Source organism: Kribbella sp. CA-245084, assembly GCF_050942355.1.
Classification (GTDB): domain Bacteria; phylum Actinomycetota; class Actinomycetes; order Propionibacteriales; family Kribbellaceae; genus Kribbella.
Map to the genome: position 1 here is coordinate 3,145,158 of NZ_CP192053.1, position 15,667 is coordinate 3,160,824.

Below are 15,667 nucleotides of genomic sequence, written 5' to 3' on the forward strand. Positions count from 1 at the left end.
ACTGGGCACGCAGCAGTCAAGCGGTGAGGAGCATCCTTTCAGCTCACTGGCGCAAGAGGGGAAGGAGTCGGTCGCCGATGCGGATGGTTTCTTCGCCGTACGGCGTGTCGGAGAGGATGAAGTGGGTGATGCCGAGGTCGCGGTATCTGTGCAGGGACTTGGCGACGTCGTCGGGGGAGCCGACCAGCCAGGTGGTGCCGGCGCCGCCTCCGCCGTACTTGCCGGGAGCGGTGTAGAGGTTGTCGTCGAGGACCTCGCCGCGTTCGGCGAGGTCGAGGAGGCGTTGCTGGCCGACGGCCTTGAACCAGCGGCGGTCGCGGTTGCCCCGGGCCTCGGCCATCGTCGCGACCTTCGCCTCGGCGTCGGCCCACGCCTCCTCGGCGGTGTCCCGAACCAGCGTCGTGATCCGCAGCCCGAACTCCAGCGGCGCATGCTCGCGACCGAGCTCGAGCTCCAGGTCCCGCAGGTGTGAGATCCGCTCGGCGATCCCGTCCAGCGGCTCGCCCCAGAACAGTTGTACGTCGGCATCCGTCGCGGCCACCCGTTGCGCCGCGTCCGACGCGCCACCGAAGTACAGCCGCGGATGCAACCGGCCTTCCCGTACGACGGGCCGTGTCGCGACCGTCGACCCGGTGACCGAGAAGTACTCGCCCGCGAACGTCACGTCCTCCTCGGTCCACAACCGCCGTACCAGCTGGAGGAACTCCTTCGTCCGGGCGTAGCGCTGCGGCTGATCGCCCTCGCTGTCGCCGTACGCCTCGAGGTTGTCCTGGCCGGAGACGATGTTGATCAGCAACCGTCCGCCGCTGAGCTGGTCGAGCGTGCTCGCCGCGGACGCGAAGTGTGCCGGATGCCAGTACCCGGGCCGGATCGCGGCCAGCGGCTGGAACGTCGTCGTACGCGCGGCGAGTGCGGTCGCGACCGTGAATGTGTCCGGCCGGCCCCACCCGGTGCCGAGCAGCGCGCCGGACCAGCCGTGGTCCTCGGTGAGCCGGGCGAGCTCGGTCAACCGCTCGAGGCTGTTGTGTCCCTGGACGGTGTCGTCGCCGCGGTGACCGGGGTCGACCTGGTTCGGGATGTACCAGAGGAAAGTCATGCAAATCAGCTTAAGTTCACTCGATTAGTCGACTTAGGATGTCTTGCTGGTCAAGATGGCACCGTCGGGGCGACCCTGGAGAGATGGACGAGCACCTTGGCAAGCAACTGACTGCGAAGGAACGGGCGACGCGGGGCAAGGCGGTGCGGGAGGAGGTGCCGCTCGAGTCGCACGCCGAGGTCAGGGTGAGCGCCACGCGCGATCCGGTCGGGCTGCTGCTCACCCAGGCCGAGGGACGCGTGCCGGAGCTGGTGCCGATCCGGCACGGCCGCATGCTCGTCTCGCCGTTCACGTTCTACCGCGGCGCCGCTTTGGTGATGGCGGCCGATCTCGCGGAGACGCCGGCGACCGGGCTCGAGGTGCAGCTGTGCGGAGACGCTCACCTGTCGAACTTCGGTGCGTACGCGTCGCCCGATCGGCGGCTCGTGTTCGACGTGAACGACTTCGACGAGACGCAGCCGGGGCCGTTCGAGTGGGACGTGAAGCGGCTCGCGACGAGCTTCATGGTGGCCGGAGAGGACAACGGATTCCATCCGAAGAAGTGCCGCGAGGCCGTGTTCACCGTCGTACGCACGTATCGCGAGACGATGCACGAGTTCGCCGGGCAGCCGATCCTTGCTGTCTGGTACGCACGGCTGGACATCGAGGATGTGGCCAAGCGGTTCAAGGCGTCGCTCCCGTCGGGTCAGCGGAAGGGGCTGAAGGCGGCGCGCGGGAAGCTCGCGAAGGCGTACACCCGCGACAGCATGCAGGCGATCGGCAAGCTCACCACGACCGTCGACGGCCACCGGCGGATCGTCTCGAACCCGCCGCTCGTCATCCCGATGAACGACCTGGTCGACATCGACGGCGCGCTGGTGCTCTCCAGGCTGCAGAAGCTGATGACCGGCTACCGCGGCACCCTCGAGCAGGACCGCCGCCATCTCCTGGATCATTTCCGGCTGACCGACGTCGCGCACAAGGTCGTCGGCGTCGGGAGCGTCGGCACCCGCGCGTGGATCATGCTGCTGGAATCCACGATCGCCGACGAGGCCTTGGTCCTCCAGGCGAAGCAGGCGGGCCCGTCGGTGTTGTCGTCGTACGCCGGATCGTCCGAGCGGATGACCCAAGGCGAGCGCGTGGTCGTCGGCCAGCGGATGATGCAGGCCACCAGCGACATCTTCCTCGGCTGGCTGCGCGCCGATACCGCCGACGGCGAGCAGGACTACTACGTCCGCCAGCTCCGCGACTGGAAGATGTCGGCCGACATCGAGAGCCTCACCCCCGAGGCGATGGTCCTGTACGCCCGTCTCTGCGGCTGGACCCTCGCCCGGGCCCACGCCCGCTCCGGCGACCGCTTCGCCCTCGCCGCCTACCTGGGCAAGTCCGACCGCTTCGACCACGCGGTCACCGACTTCGCCCACACCTACGCCGAGCAGAACACCCAGGACCACGAAACCTTCGCCAAGGCCGTGGCCGACGGCCGCGTCGAAGCCCGAACCGGAGTTTGATCAGGTCCCGTTGTAACGCATCGTGACGAGAACACGATGTAGCGGCCGACAGGGTCGCGCTCTGTGACCCGATCGTAGGGGGGAACACTCGTGGGACAGCACATCGTCCTGCCGAGCCGAGCGGGTACGCCGGTCGCGCAGGGAATGCAGATGAAGCTGCGGCACCCGGTCGGTGTCTGGCTCGGTCTGCCGTTGATCACGCTCGGGATCTACCACCTGGTCTGGTACTACAAGATCCACAAGGAGCTCGCGCACTTCGACCGTCGGCGCGTGGTTCCGGTGGCCGGCCCGATGCTGGTGCTGCTCTTCCTGAGCTGGACCTTGATCGCGCCGATGATCTCGTACTTCCGCACCGGGCAGCGGATCGCGGAGGGTCAGCGGGCCGCCGGCCTGCCGGTCACGTGCAGTGCCGGTCTCGGGCTGCTGCTGATGTTCGTGCTCGGTCTGGGGACGCTGTACTACCAGCTCGAGCTCAACAAGGTGGTCAACTCGTACGGCGATGCCCCGGTGGGTGCGCCGATCTCGTTGTACGTCTGACTCATCGCTGGGGCTTGTCGGGGTCATGAGTAACACCTGTTGGACTCCTGTGCGGGAGCGTGATCTGGTGGCTGGAAACGTTCCCGCTCTAGGTCGGAGGGTGTTATGGCGCAGGCAGCGCAGCGTTCGTTGGGTGCAGGGGGAACGGCGGTCAGTGCGCTGGGCATGGGGTGTTGGGCGATCGGGGGACCGCATGCCCGGCAGGGGAGTCCGGTCGGTTGGGGTGTCATCGACGACGGCGAGTCGAAGCGGGCGTTGCGGCGCGCGTACGAACTGGGGGTGACGTTCTTCGACACCGCCGACGTGTACGGCTGTGGGCACAGCGAGAAGCTGATCGCGGACGCGCTCGGGGACGTCCGCGACGACATCGTGATCGCCTCCAAGGCCGGCTACACGTACGTCGAGGAGACCCGCGAGGCGCCGGGTGAGAACGGCAACCCGGACTACATCCGCTGGGCCTGCGACGAGTCGCTCCGGCGCCTCGGTACCGACCGGATCGACCTGTACCAGTTCCACCTCGGCGGATACGACCTCGCGAAGGCAGACGACGTACTCGCGGTGTTCGAGGAACTGGTTGCCGCGGGCAAGGTCCGTGCGATCGGGTGGAGCACGGACGATCCGGAGCGGGCCGCACTGTTCGCGAAAAGCTCGCACTGCAAGGCGATCCAGCAGCACTTCAATGTGTTCGGCGGGAACGCCCACGTACTGGCGTTGTGCGAGGACAAGGGTCTCGCGAGCATCGTTCGCGGTCCGCTCGGGATGGGCCTGCTGACCGGGAAGTTCGACCAGGACAGCAGCCTGCCCGAGGACGACGTACGGCACGGCTGGAACTTCCGGACCGGCGACCAGGCCGAGTCGCTGCGCCGCCTGGACGCGATCCGTGACGTACTCACGTCCGACGGCCGGACGCTCGCGCAGGGTGCGCTCGGCTGGCTGTGGGCGCGCAGCGAGGCGTTCGTTCCGATCCCGGGCTTCAAGACGGTCGCGCAGGTCGAGGAGAACGCCGGTGCGCTGCAACACGGTCCGCTGGCCCCGGCGCAACTGGATGAGATTGCCACGATCCTGGGCCATTGACATCGTTGTCTGGTACGACGACGATGTCTCCTCGGAAGCTCGGTGAAACGTTTCCAAGCCGCTCGAGGAGATCCGCCCATGGTCTTGCACCGTCGTACCTTCCGTCTGCTCGTGGCCGGGGCGGTGACACTGGCGATCGGGCTGGTGTCGCCGCCGGCCGGAGCCACTCCGCCGCACGCCGACGGCCCGACCGCCACCGCGCGGGCCCGGGTCGCGGCCGACGAACTGATGAGCTCCTACGAGCCGAACAAGGCGTGGTTCCCCTCCAGTTGGTGGAACTCCGCGGTCGCGTTGCAGACCATCGGCGACTACATGCAACGCACCGGCGACCGCCGCTACCTGGCGCAGCTGGACAACACGTTCGAGAAGGACAAGGGCAAGTTCCCGGCCGGGTACCTGTCCGGTGACGAGCTGCTGGGCAACTTCACCAGCCGCGCGATCGACGACTCCGAGTGGTGGGGTCTGACCTGGATCCAGGCGTACGACCTGACGAAGAACCGCAAGTACCTCGACATGGCGGTCAAGATCGCGGAGTACGTCGAGGGGTACTGGGACCCGAGCTCGTGCGGCGGCGGAGTCTGGTGGAACGGCGAACGCACGTACAAGAACGCGGTCACCAACGGCCTCTGGATCCGCATGACCGCCGAGTTGCACAACCGCATGCCGCACGACACGCGCTGGCTCGGCCGCGCGCAGGAGGGCTGGAACTGGTTCACCGCGAGCGGCATGATCAACTCCGCCGGCCTGGTCAACGACGGCCTGAAGGACGACTGCACGAGCAACGGCGACACGGTCTGGAGCTACAACCAGGGCCTCGCGATCGGCGCCGGCCTCGAGCTCTACCGAGCCACCCACGACGCCAAGATCCTCCCGACAGTACGGCGGTTGGCGGACGCGGCGATCGCTCCGGGCGGACTCGTCACCGACGGCGTCCTGACGGAGTACTGCGATGCGCCGGGACGCACGTGCGACGACAACGGCAAACAGTTCAAGGGCATCTTCATGCGCTACTGGATGGACCTCGCCGACACCACGCACGACCCGCGCTACACGGCCTTCGTCGCGCAGCAGGCCGCCACGGTCTGGGACAACGACCGCGACGCGTCCGACCGGCTGGGGGAACGGTGGTCCGGCGCCGAGCCGAACGTCTTCGACTGGCGTACTCAGGCCAGTGCGCTGAGCGCCCTGATCGCCGCCGTACCCACCGTGCCGCCGACTCGATCGTTGTCAGCGACAACCAACCCGGCGTTGCCCGTGGTGATGCCCGCGACCGGTAGCGCGACGCACGTGAAGGTCCAGGTCGACGTCCAGGCAACCGGCGCCGATCCTCTGCAGGTCGTAGTGCGGCCGGCCGCCCCTTCCGGGTGGACGGTGACCCCAGCGAAGGCGACTGTGACACTGCGCCCGCACGGCAACGCTTTGCCTGTGCATACCTCCGTTCCCCTCGACGTCACGATCCCGGCCGGGACCGCGGACGGCCTCCACTCGGTCACCGCGACCGCGACGTCCGGGTCCCTGTCGTTCAGTACGCGGTCGGACATCCTGGTCGCGCACAACGTCGACTTCGACACCGGTACGGCGGCCGAGACCCCGTGGCTGTTCGACGCGGACGGTTCGCAGAGCAACGGCGTACAGAACCGGTTCGCCGACGGGCATTCGTACTTCGTGTACCGCTTCCCGTTCCCGGCCGACACCACCAGCGCGTCCGCGACGTTGACGATCGACAACGAGTTCGTCGTACAGGTCAGCGGCGACGGGCAGACCTGGACGACGGTCGCCACCGAGACCAACCCGTACCACGACGGCGAGAACAAGGCCGCCCGCACGTTCGACCTCACGCCGTACCTCGGCCCGGCCGCCGGATCGAGCAGGGCCGGGTACGTGCGCGTGTCGGACTCCTTCCCCGACGACGGCTGGGGCGGCCGCGTCTACCACGTGACTGCGACGTACAACTAAGGCTTACAGCTAGGCCGCGGCGCGATCGGTGATCGATCGGCGGCGCAACGATGCGTCGAGGATTGCCGGGGTGTCGTAGTCCATGTCGAGCCGGCCGACATCGGTGCCCGGCGGGACGATCTTGTCGATCTGGTCGAGGATGGCGTCATCGAGGGTGACGTCCATCCCGGCCAGGGCGTCGTCGAGGTGCTCCATGGTCCGCGGGCCGATGATGGCTGACGTGACGCCCGGGTGGGCGATCGCGAAGGCCATGGCCAGGTGGGTCAGCTTGAGTCCAGCCGCGTCGGCGACCGGGATGAGCTGCTCCGCCACCTCGAGCCGCCGCGCGTCGCTCATGTGCTTGAAGATCGCCGTACGCCGAAGATCCGCCGGCGCCCGCCCGGTCAGCTGCCCCTGAGCGAGCGGGCTCCAGACCAGCGCGCCCATCCCGTACTTCTGCACCATCGGCAGTACCTCGCGCTCGATCCCGCGATTGAGGATCGAGTACGGCGGCTGCTCGGTCCGGAACCGCTCCAGGCCGCGACGTTCCGCGACCCACTGCGCCTCGACGATCTCGCTCGCGGGTGTGGCCGATGAGCCGATAGCGCGGACCTTCCCGCTCCGGATCAGATCGGTCAAAGCGGACAGGGTCTCCTCGATATCGGTGTCCGCATCGGGCCGGTGCATCTGGAACACGTCGATGTAGTCGGTCTGCAGACGACGCAGCGAGTCCTCGACCGCGGTGATGATCCACCGCCGCGAGTTGCCCCGCTGGTTGGGGTCGTCGCCCATCGGCAGGTGCGATTTGGTGGCGAGTACGACGTGCTCGCGGCGGCCCTTGAGCGCCGCGCCGACGATCTCCTCGGACTCGCCGTGGGAGTAGAAGTCCGCCGTATCGACGAAGTTGATCCCGGCGTCGAGTGCCTTGTCGATCATCCGGAGCGACAGGTCGCGGTCGTTGTTGCCGACGGCACCGAACATCATCGCGCCGAGGGCGTAGGGGCTGACCTTCATACCGGTCCGGCCGAGCGTGCGGTAGTGCATGGGTGTTCCTCCTTGGGTTCTCCTTCACCCTCTGCCGGCCGCGGGCGGCGGAGAAGGCCCACTTCATCCACGGACAGGTTGTCCCTGGATAGGCCTTGGGCCGTCGCGGATGATGGACGGTGTGATCGATCGTGACGGCCTGGCCGACTTCCTCCGCCGACGCCGGGAGGTGCTGCACCCGGCCGACGTAGGACTTCCCGACGGCGCCCGACGCCGTACGCCGGGACTGCGGCGTGAGGAGGTAGCTCAACTGGCAGGCATGTCCACGGACTACTACTCGCGGCTGGAGCAGTCCCGCGGCGCGAACCCGTCCGAACCGATCATCGCCGGCCTCGCCCGCGCCCTTCGCTGCGACCTGAACGAGCGCGACCACCTGTACCACCTGGCCGGCCTCACGCCGCCACTACGCCGAGCCGGCCGCCACATCCCACCCGGCCTGCTCGCGCTGGTCACCCGCCTCACCGACGTTCCGGTCGTGATCTGCACGGACCTCGACGAGGTCCTCTGGCAGAACGCGCTCGCCGATGTCGTCATCGGTCCCAGCGTGGGGCGAAACCTGACCTGGCTCTGGTTCACCGACCCGACGATCCGGCAGATCTTCCCTGCGGAGGACTGGGACGCCCATTCGGCCTTCCACGTCGCTGACCTACGCGCGACGTACTCCCGCCGGATGGGTGACCGCGACGTCACCGAGCTGGTCGACGCCCTCACCGCGGACAGCGAAGAGTTCCGCACGCTGTGGTCCCGCCACGACGTCGCCGTCCACCTACCGCGCAAACGCTTCGTGAGCACCGAGGTCGGCAACCTCGACCTGACCTGCGAAACCCTGCTCACCCCGGCCGCAGACCTTCGCGTGCGCGCCTTCCTCCCGATCGAAGGCACCGACGCCCGCGAAAAACTCGACCTCCTCCGCGTGATCGGCACGCAGTCCTTCGAGACCACGCCACACGACTAGCGCGTTCGGCAGGCCAGTGCACAGTCCGGTGCACCAGCCTGCCGTGAGACCGTTCGCGCAGAGCGCAGGTGAGCCGCTTGTGCGTGACCGGAGGAGTCGCAATGCCTGGTGAGTACTACGACGCGATCGTGATCGGGACCAGCCAGGGCGGCCGGTTCCTCCCGGTCGAGCTGGCGAAGGCAGGCCGGAGAGTGGCGCTCATCGAGCGCGGCCAGCTCGGTGGCGTGTGCGTCAACACCGGATGCACCCCGACCAAGACGATGGTCGCGAGTGCGCGGCTCGCCTACCAGGCGCGTCGTAGCGCGGAGTACGGCGTACGCACCGGCCCGGTCTCGGTGGACCTGGCCGCCGTGCGTGAGCGCAAACGGGCCATGGTCGCGGGAGCGCGGGAGAACTACGCGAGCCGGCTGGCGCAGGACGGCCTCGACCTGATCGAGGGCGAGGCCCACTTCACCGGGCCGAACTCGGTCGAGATCGCGCTGTCGGACGGCGCGACCCGGCAGCTGGATGCGCCGGTGATCGTCATCGACGCAGGCACTCGGTCGAAGCCGCTCGACATCCCAGGCGCGGACGTCGTGCCTGTGCTCGACTCGACCTCGATCATGGAGCTCGATGAGTTGCCGGATCATCTGATCGTGCTCGGTGGCGGTTACATCGGGCTGGAGTTCGGCCAGATGTTCCACCGGTTCGGCAGCAGAGTCACGATCGTCCAGAGCAACGCACGCCTGCTGATGCTGGAGGACGACGACGTCTCGGACGAGGTCGCTACCCTCTTGCGTGACGAGGGAATCACGGTGCTGACGTCGTCATCGCCGTTGCGGGTCGAACCGGTCGACGGTGGCGGAGTCCGGCTGATCATCCGCACGGAGGACGGCGAGGAGCAGATCGAAGGGTCGCACCTGCTGTCGGCCATCGGCCGGATCCCGAACACGGAGGCGCTGACGCCCGGGGCGGCCGGCATCCAGCTTGACGGCCGCGGCTTCGTCGAGGTCGACGAGTACCTCGAAACCAGTGTCCCCGGCGTGTACGCGATGGGGGACATCAAGGGCGGGCCCGCCTTCACCCATCTGTCCAACGACGACTACCGCATCCTGCACGCGAACCTGATCGGTCACGAGAAGCGGAGTACCCGGGAGCGGACCGTTCCGTACGCGGTGTTCATCGACCCGCAACTCGGCCGCGTCGGCATCACCGAGCGCGAGGCCAGGGCGCAGGGACGCGCGATCAAGGTGGCCAGACTCCCGATGAGCATGGTGATCCGGGCCCTCGAAACCGGTGAGACACGCGGCTTCATGAAGGCGGTCGTCGACGCGGACAGCGGTCAGATCCTCGGCTGCGCAGTCCTCGGCACCGAGGGCGGCGAGATCATGACGATGATCCAGGTCGCCATGCTGGGCAAGCTCACCTACACCGCGATGGCCGACGCGGTCTTCACCCACCCGCTCCTGGCCGAAGGCCTCAACACTCTGTTCTCGACGTTCGACTGAACGCACCGAGGCACCCAGAGCTTCGCCTAACGGACCCGGAGACCGTCCACCAGCAGCTTCAGCAGGCGTTGCGTCTGCTCGCGTTGCTGCTGTGGGTCGGCCGCGATCACGGCACCGGCCATCGCCGCGACCACATCCTCCGGCGGTACGTCGGCCCGCAGGACGCCGTCCTTAGTGCCGGCGCTGAGGAAATAGGCGGCCGCCTCGGTGAGCCGGGCACGGGTGTCCGACTGAGTGACGGCCCCCGAGGCAACCATGGAGCGCAGGCTGACGCCCATCGCCCGCTTGGAGTCGACAAAGTCGAGGTAGCGGTGCATCCAGGTGAGCAGCCTCTCATCCGCCGACCCCTCGGCGGCCAACCCTGGAGCAGCGTCGCACAACCGTGTGAGATCCTGGTGGTAGACCGCCTCCAGCAGCGCCTCCCGGGTCGGGAAGTGCCGGTAGAGCGTCGCCACGCCGACCCCTGCCCGGGCCGCGATCTGGTCCAACGAGAGCCGGACCGAGTCGCCCTTGCGCGCGGCCACGGCGAGCTCGGCCAGCTCGTCCACGGCCGCCTCGACCACCTGCTCACGCTTCCGCGTCGCGTCAGCCCGCATAAGTGGAGAAACCTCCAGTTAGTGTTACGGTAATTGGAGAAACCTCCACTTACTCTACCTGAGGACACCGCTATGACCTCCGAACGACCAGGCGGCACCGTCACGCTCGGCCAGTACGAGATCGCCCGGATCGGGTACGGGGCGATGCAGCTCGAGAAGCTGGACACGACGGCGGCGGGTGCCGTCCTCCGGCGCGCCGTCGAGCTCGGCGTCAACCATCTCGACACCGCCTCGTTCTACGGCCACACGACAGTCAACCAACACATCCGGGCCGCCCTGCACCCGTACGCCGACGACCTCGTGATCGTCAGCAAGGTCGGCGCCCGCCGCGTCGACGCACCGGTGCGCCTGGCCCTGGCCCAGCATCCTTCGCAGCTGCGCGAGCAGGTTCAGCTCGACCTCACGTCCCTCGGTCTCGACCAGGTCCCGGTGGTGAACCTGCGGCGCGCCGACCAAGGCCCGGGACTCATCGCCGAAGGAGACCAAGTCGTCCCGCTCGACGACCAGCTCGCCGAACTGATTGCCCTACGCAACGAAGGCCTGATCGGCGCGATCGGTCTCAGCAACATCAGCACCGAGCAGCTGAAGCAGGCCCTGCCGGCCGGCATTGTCTGCGTCCAGAACGCCTACAGCTTGATCAACCGCTCCTCCGAAGAGCAGCTCCAACTCTGCGCGACCAACCACATCGCCTGGATCCCGTACTTCCCCCTCGGCTCTGCCTTCGACCAGATCCCGTCACCCGCCGAGCACCCCGTCGTACTGCAGATTGCCGCCCGGCTCGGCGCCACGCCCGCCGCGATCTGCCTCGCCTGGATCCTTGCGCACAACAACCACACCGCCCTGATCCCGGGCACTCGCAGCATCGCCCACCTCGAGGACAACCTCCGCACCGCGGACGTCGAGCTCGACGAGGACGCCCTCGCCGAGCTCGACGCTGTCGTCAGTGCCTGAGCTGGATGCTCTGCGTGTAGGCGTCCTGGTTCGGCGTATTCACGCCGGGCCGGCCGCGGAAGTCGGTCCAGCACGGGTGGATCCGGAGGTCATTGCCGATGGCAACTGCTGAGTAGTCGCCGATGAACACTCCCTGTACCTCGGTGCCGTCCGGGTCGACGGCGAGGAACTGGACCTGCGGGTTCTGTGAGGCGGTGGTGATCCGCTGGGTGGCGGCCCGGCTGAGCGACTGGGTGCCGGAAGCGGCCCAGTACGCGTAGTCGAGGTTGATCCCGTTGCGGTCGTAGTGCCTCGTGTACGACGCGATCGCGACCTTGCCGTCGCGCGCGGCGACCGCGCTGAAGAACTCGTCCTGCGGCGTACCGATCACCAACGGCCGCGACCAGCTCTTGCCGTTGCCGGACGAGGACACGACGTTGTCACCGTTGGTCTTGACCGATGCGCCGGTGGTCGCGTCGTACAGACCGTTGCGGTCGTCGGACCACACCACGGTCAGCTTCTCGTTCACCCGGTCGTAGGCCAGTTGCGGATAGCTGTTGAGCCGGAAGTTCTCGCCGGTCAGCGTGTCCGGGAAGTCGTAGTTCGTGTCGACGATCGCGTGCCGGAACGTGCGTCCGTGGTCGGTCGAGGTCGCCACCACCGTGGCGTCCCGGTCGCCCGCGGCGTCACACGCGGCGGTCGCGCAGACCGAGGCCTCGTAAGCGACGTACAGCTGCCCGTCGTTGCCGACCTGCGGGTTCGAGCCCTGGTCGTACGGCGTGATGCCGCCGTGGAACCCGTTCAACGACGGCGGGATCCGGACCGGTGTCCCGAAGTGCGCGCCGAAGTCGACGCTGGCCGACAGCATGATCGGCGACTCGAGGTAGTTGTCATCGGTGTCGTAGGTGAACTTGGTCCAGCTCACGTACACCCTGCCGCTGGACGGATCGGCGGCCATCCACGGCTTGTCGTTGAAGATGTGCGTCACGGCCGGCGTGCCGTCAGGGTTCACGCCGTCCATCGCGATGACGTGAGGACCGCCCCAGTGCAGCCCGCCGTCGTGCGACACGTTGACGACGATCGCGGTCGCGTCCTGTCCGCCGAGCGGTGCCGAGCGACTGAACACGATGCTGGCGAAGTAGACGGTGTTGTTCGGACCGAACGCGACCACCGGGTCGCCGGATCCGTCGAACCAGCTGAAGGCGCCGGTACCGCCCGCGGCGATGGTCAGCCCGGGGATCTCCACGTTCGTCCAGGTCCGGCCGCCGTTGAACGACGTGTACGCGAAGCTCGAACTGTCGTTGCGGTTCTCCCGGGCGTTGAACAGCCGGTAGTCGTTCGCGCCGGCGACGATGTTGTTCGGATTGCGCGGGTTGACCGCGATCGTGGTCTCGTTCTGCGCGGAACTGCACCCGGCTTGCGAGCCCACCGTGACCACGGTGTCGCCGACGATCTGGTCGACGTTCGGCGCGGGGTTCGCGTACGGGTTCGGATGGCCGAGATACGACTGGCACAGCGCCGACTGCGCCGGGTCGTCCGTACCTTCCTCTTCCTCCTCCGCCAGCGCTTGTTTCAGCAACGGATTGTGTACGGCGACGGCGCTCGGCGCCGCGGTGGCGGGCGTGGCGACCAGTGCGAGCGACCCCACCAGGGCGATCGCCCCGAGCATCGCGGACCGGCGCATGGTTGACGGCCTCACTTGTTCCCCCTTCCCAGCCCCCGAGGGATATCAAGCGCATTGTGCGCCTCACCCCGAAGCCGGTCCAGAGCACAAGGAAGCCCCACCCGAACTGGCCGAATGGGGCTTCCTCAGCTACGTCTCAGACAAACTCAGACGTCGTGGTACAGCCAGAACTCCTCCCACGGTGGTGGTTGTCGTTGGTTGTGCATGGCTTTGAACGTCTGACCTGGGCACTTACGGTTGGCAGTCGTTGACATGCGTCGGTGCCAGATGGCTGTCTAACGGAACAAAGACGGAACAGCGAAGGTGGCTCGGCAGACCTGATCGGTCGAACAGCCTTAGCCTTCGCCTTCGTTGTGCTTCGATCTGGCGGCGCGGATCCCCCTGCGCCGACCGCCGCCCACGACATACCAGCTGGACCGGACCTGCGACCACGCCTGGGTCCATAGGGGCACGCCCGGCACACCGAGGTCGCGCCTCATCAGCTCCGCCAGCTCCGCAATCCTGGACTCGATCGCGTGCAGGTGCAGCATGGTGACTTCCAGTTGCCCCTCTGCCTGGTCGATTTCGACAGTAGTGAGCTGGCTGTGGACTTTGTCCCAGGACGCCGTGATCGGGCCACTGGCATACAGGCGGATGCGCGCTCGCGTCACTTGGTACGTCGACGGATCTCGTGCCGGAAGTGCGTAGGCCTCGCCGAGCCCCGCGCGCTCTCTGACCTCGTTGAATCGATGCTGGAGCGTGTCGAGCATGTCCTGGTACAGGGTCTCGACCCGCGCATGATGACGGGCCTCACGACCGGGTTGGCGGGAGTTGGCGTACGCGACGAATAGACCACCGAGCCCGATCGCGATCGGGCCGACATCCTTGACGAACTCACCGACACTCATCAGCCGCGTTCCTCCTCGGGGTTCCGTGGAGCATCCCACCACAGCGCCGCCAGTGCGCGCGAGATTCTGAGGTACGACTGCGCGGACTGAGCCCGAAAGTGCTCAGACGGCGTGCAGCGTGTCTTCGAATTCGGTCACGAGCCCTTCGCCGGGGAAGCGGTCCCTGAGTTCCCGGTCGAGTTCCCCGGCGATCATGAGGAGATGGACCTTGCTCTGTCGGCCGTTCTTGAGTCCGGTCTTGCCGAGTTCCACGGCCTGTTCCAGTTCGCCTTCCCGACCCGCCATGATGCCGAGGGTGATCCGGCACTCAGACACCCGCATCGGGCTTAGTTCGTTGCCGTCCGGCGAGGTGTTGTCCCGGATGACGGTCCTCGCGTACTCCGTGGCCAACTCGTCGTCACCGGCGATCCGGTGCACGTCCATCACGTAGTAATCCCATTTAGCCGGGTCGACCTTGAAGTGGTTCTCCGGACGGTCTGGGTAGGGCAACCGGTCGAGCATTTCTTTGCCCGAGGCAAGCAATGCACTCAGGCCGGCTTCACCGAGTCGGGCTTTCGCCTTGGCTTCCTGGGCGATCAGTTGGACGTGGACGCTGGCGGTCTGCGCGACTGCCTGACCGCGTTGGGCAGCTTCGACGGCCTGCCTGTACCGGCCTTGGGTGAGGGCGAACCACGCGGTCATTTCGTGGCCCCATCCGGTGATCTCGGGGTGTCCGGCCTCTAGGCCGAGTTGCAGTGCCGCCGTCCGGGTGGACTCGGCCGCCGACCGCATGCCGAGGTCGTACTCCACGCACCCGGCCAGCAGGGCGAGCCAGCCCCCGGCCACCAAGAGTTCCTGATGGGCCTTCAGGCCAACTGGACGCCGCAACAGCCCGCCGACGTGCTGCAGCCAGTCATGAGCCTCTCGGCGCAGTTCCAGGGCGTCGCGGTAGCTGTACTGGCAGCACAGTTCCTCGATGGTCGATTGCAGGGCCTCCAACGTGTGCCCGGTCGTGTCGCTGGCCTGCATCCGCTGCACCAGTTCGGCGGTCTGCCACGGGGTGCGATCCAGCCGCGCTGCGACCTCCTCGCGGGCAGCGGCGATCAGCTCACCCTTCGCTCTCAGCGCCTCATCGCACAGCCGGGCCAGGTCGTCGGTTGGGGCCTTGCGGCCGTTCTCGATGTTGCTCAGGTACGACCGGCTGTAGTGCGTGGCTTTGCAGAGGTCAGCAAGGGACCAACCACGGTGGTCCCGGTACTCGCGTAGACGGCTCCCGAACGACACGCCACCAGTGTCGCCCATGCCCTTGTATCCCTGCATCCCGAACCAGCGGGATACGCGGGAATCATCGTCCAGGACAGCGGACTAGGCCAAGCTGACGGCATGAACACCGAGACACCCACCAGCGCCACGGGGACGGACGACCGCAGTTGGCCGGTGCTCAAAGCCGCGCTGACCGAGCCGTGCGACGGGTGCAACCCGATCACGGGGCGGCCGTGCACGCTCGGCCACCACTCGGGCTATCACCGGGATTCGTCCGGTACCGAGTGGCTGGACGAGTGACGCGGTGCGGAGCGAAGTGAAGGACTGGTCATGCAGCGTGGAGTTCACCCTCACGAGGGCCAACCTCAGCCGGGAAGCTGACGCCCATCTGACCCGAACAGGCGTGCGCGCCGACCCACAGAAGACGGGCCACTACGTGTTCAACAACACCGACTCGCACGAGGACTACCTCCAGGCACTCATGAGCACGGTCGGAGAGCTGGACGCGATCCTGAAGCCGTACGGCATCGCGCGTCAGATCTACGCGTGCCAAGTGATCGAGCTGAACTACCACCACTAGACCGCAGGGGCGTGCGTGCTGAGCCCTGACCTCCGCGCACGTCCCTGCCGCCACTATTCGAGCGGCCACGACCGTCACGGGCTGGTCGCTGGAGTTCCCTAGCGGCCGCAACCTGATCATGACTCGTCAG

15 protein-coding genes are annotated in these 15,667 nt (G+C 67.3%); 9 read left to right on the forward strand and 6 right to left on the reverse strand.

What is annotated here, in order from left to right:
• Positions 1 to 43: 43 nt before the first annotated feature.
• On the reverse strand, positions 44 to 1,096 hold the full coding sequence (locus tag ACQPYH_RS15200; protein ID WP_432891646.1) for an LLM class flavin-dependent oxidoreductase: 1,053 nt from the start codon (positions 1,094 to 1,096) through the stop codon (positions 44 to 46).
• A gap of 83 nt (positions 1,097 to 1,179) precedes the next feature.
• Here ACQPYH_RS15200 and ACQPYH_RS15205 point away from each other — a divergent pair, with 83 nt between their 5' ends.
• From ACQPYH_RS15205 to ACQPYH_RS15220, 4 genes are all read left to right on the forward strand, one after another.
• The gene (locus tag ACQPYH_RS15205; protein WP_432891649.1) at positions 1,180 to 2,586 is read left to right on the forward strand and encodes a DUF2252 domain-containing protein; all 1,407 of its coding nucleotides are present in this window, start codon (positions 1,180 to 1,182) and stop codon (positions 2,584 to 2,586) included.
• 90 nt (positions 2,587 to 2,676) lie between these two features.
• Positions 2,677 to 3,123 carry a DUF4234 domain-containing protein gene (locus tag ACQPYH_RS15210; protein WP_432891652.1) on the forward strand — a complete coding sequence of 149 codons (447 nt, stop codon included), beginning with the start codon at positions 2,677 to 2,679 and terminating at the stop codon, positions 3,121 to 3,123.
• A gap of 105 nt (positions 3,124 to 3,228) precedes the next feature.
• Positions 3,229 to 4,197, forward strand: coding sequence for an aldo/keto reductase (locus ACQPYH_RS15215; RefSeq protein ID WP_432891655.1), 969 nt, complete (start codon positions 3,229 to 3,231; stop codon positions 4,195 to 4,197).
• A 78-nt stretch (positions 4,198 to 4,275) separates the two neighbouring features.
• Positions 4,276 to 6,153, forward strand: a complete 1,878-nt coding sequence (locus tag ACQPYH_RS15220; RefSeq protein WP_432891658.1) for a glycoside hydrolase family 76 protein — start codon at positions 4,276 to 4,278, stop codon at positions 6,151 to 6,153.
• Between the two features lie 9 nt (positions 6,154 to 6,162).
• Here the strand turns inward: ACQPYH_RS15220 and ACQPYH_RS15225 are convergent, their stop codons facing one another.
• Positions 6,163 to 7,176: an aldo/keto reductase gene (locus tag ACQPYH_RS15225; RefSeq protein ID WP_432891661.1), complete on the reverse strand. Its 1,014-nt coding sequence runs from the start codon at positions 7,174 to 7,176 to the stop codon at positions 6,163 to 6,165.
• A gap of 121 nt (positions 7,177 to 7,297) precedes the next feature.
• On the opposite strand from ACQPYH_RS15225, the gene ACQPYH_RS15230 reads away from it, so the two are divergent.
• Both ACQPYH_RS15230 and ACQPYH_RS15235 read left to right on the forward strand, forming a co-directional pair.
• Positions 7,298 to 8,131 (forward strand): helix-turn-helix transcriptional regulator, encoded by an 834-nt coding sequence (locus ACQPYH_RS15230; protein WP_432891664.1) that lies wholly within the window; start codon positions 7,298 to 7,300, stop codon positions 8,129 to 8,131.
• Positions 8,132 to 8,232: 101 nt separating this feature from the next.
• Complete coding sequence (locus ACQPYH_RS15235) at positions 8,233 to 9,618, forward strand: mercuric reductase (RefSeq protein ID WP_432891666.1); 1,386 nt, start codon at positions 8,233 to 8,235, stop codon at positions 9,616 to 9,618.
• 26 nt (positions 9,619 to 9,644) lie between these two features.
• Here the strand turns inward: ACQPYH_RS15235 and ACQPYH_RS15240 are convergent, their stop codons facing one another.
• A complete protein-coding gene (locus tag ACQPYH_RS15240) occupies positions 9,645 to 10,214 on the reverse strand; it encodes a TetR/AcrR family transcriptional regulator (protein ID WP_432891668.1) in 570 nt (189 codons plus the stop codon).
• Between the two features lie 72 nt (positions 10,215 to 10,286).
• Between ACQPYH_RS15240 and ACQPYH_RS15245 the strand changes: the two genes are divergently transcribed.
• Entirely contained in the window at positions 10,287 to 11,165 is an 879-nt protein-coding gene (locus ACQPYH_RS15245) for an aldo/keto reductase (RefSeq protein WP_432891670.1), read from the forward strand.
• Here the strand turns inward: ACQPYH_RS15245 and ACQPYH_RS15250 are convergent.
• From ACQPYH_RS15250 to ACQPYH_RS15260, 3 genes are all read right to left on the reverse strand, one after another.
• Positions 11,155 to 12,843 (reverse strand): sialidase family protein, encoded by a 1,689-nt coding sequence (locus tag ACQPYH_RS15250; RefSeq protein ID WP_432891673.1) that lies wholly within the window; start codon positions 12,841 to 12,843, stop codon positions 11,155 to 11,157. The genes ACQPYH_RS15245 and ACQPYH_RS15250 overlap by 11 nt on opposite strands.
• Before the next feature lie 320 nt (positions 12,844 to 13,163).
• The gene (locus tag ACQPYH_RS15255; protein WP_432891676.1) at positions 13,164 to 13,715 is read right to left on the reverse strand and encodes a hypothetical protein; all 552 of its coding nucleotides are present in this window, start codon (positions 13,713 to 13,715) and stop codon (positions 13,164 to 13,166) included.
• A gap of 102 nt (positions 13,716 to 13,817) precedes the next feature.
• Positions 13,818 to 14,996, reverse strand: coding sequence for a helix-turn-helix domain-containing protein (locus ACQPYH_RS15260; RefSeq protein WP_432891679.1), 1,179 nt, complete (start codon positions 14,994 to 14,996; stop codon positions 13,818 to 13,820).
• Positions 14,997 to 15,077: 81 nt separating this feature from the next.
• Between ACQPYH_RS15260 and ACQPYH_RS15265 the strand changes: the two genes are divergently transcribed.
• The gene (locus ACQPYH_RS15265) at positions 15,078 to 15,257 is read left to right on the forward strand and encodes a hypothetical protein (RefSeq protein WP_432891682.1); all 180 of its coding nucleotides are present in this window, start codon (positions 15,078 to 15,080) and stop codon (positions 15,255 to 15,257) included.
• Positions 15,258 to 15,261: 4 nt separating this feature from the next.
• Complete coding sequence (locus ACQPYH_RS15270) at positions 15,262 to 15,537, forward strand: hypothetical protein (RefSeq protein WP_432891685.1); 276 nt, start codon at positions 15,262 to 15,264, stop codon at positions 15,535 to 15,537.
• The last annotated feature ends 130 nt before the right edge of the window (positions 15,538 to 15,667 follow it).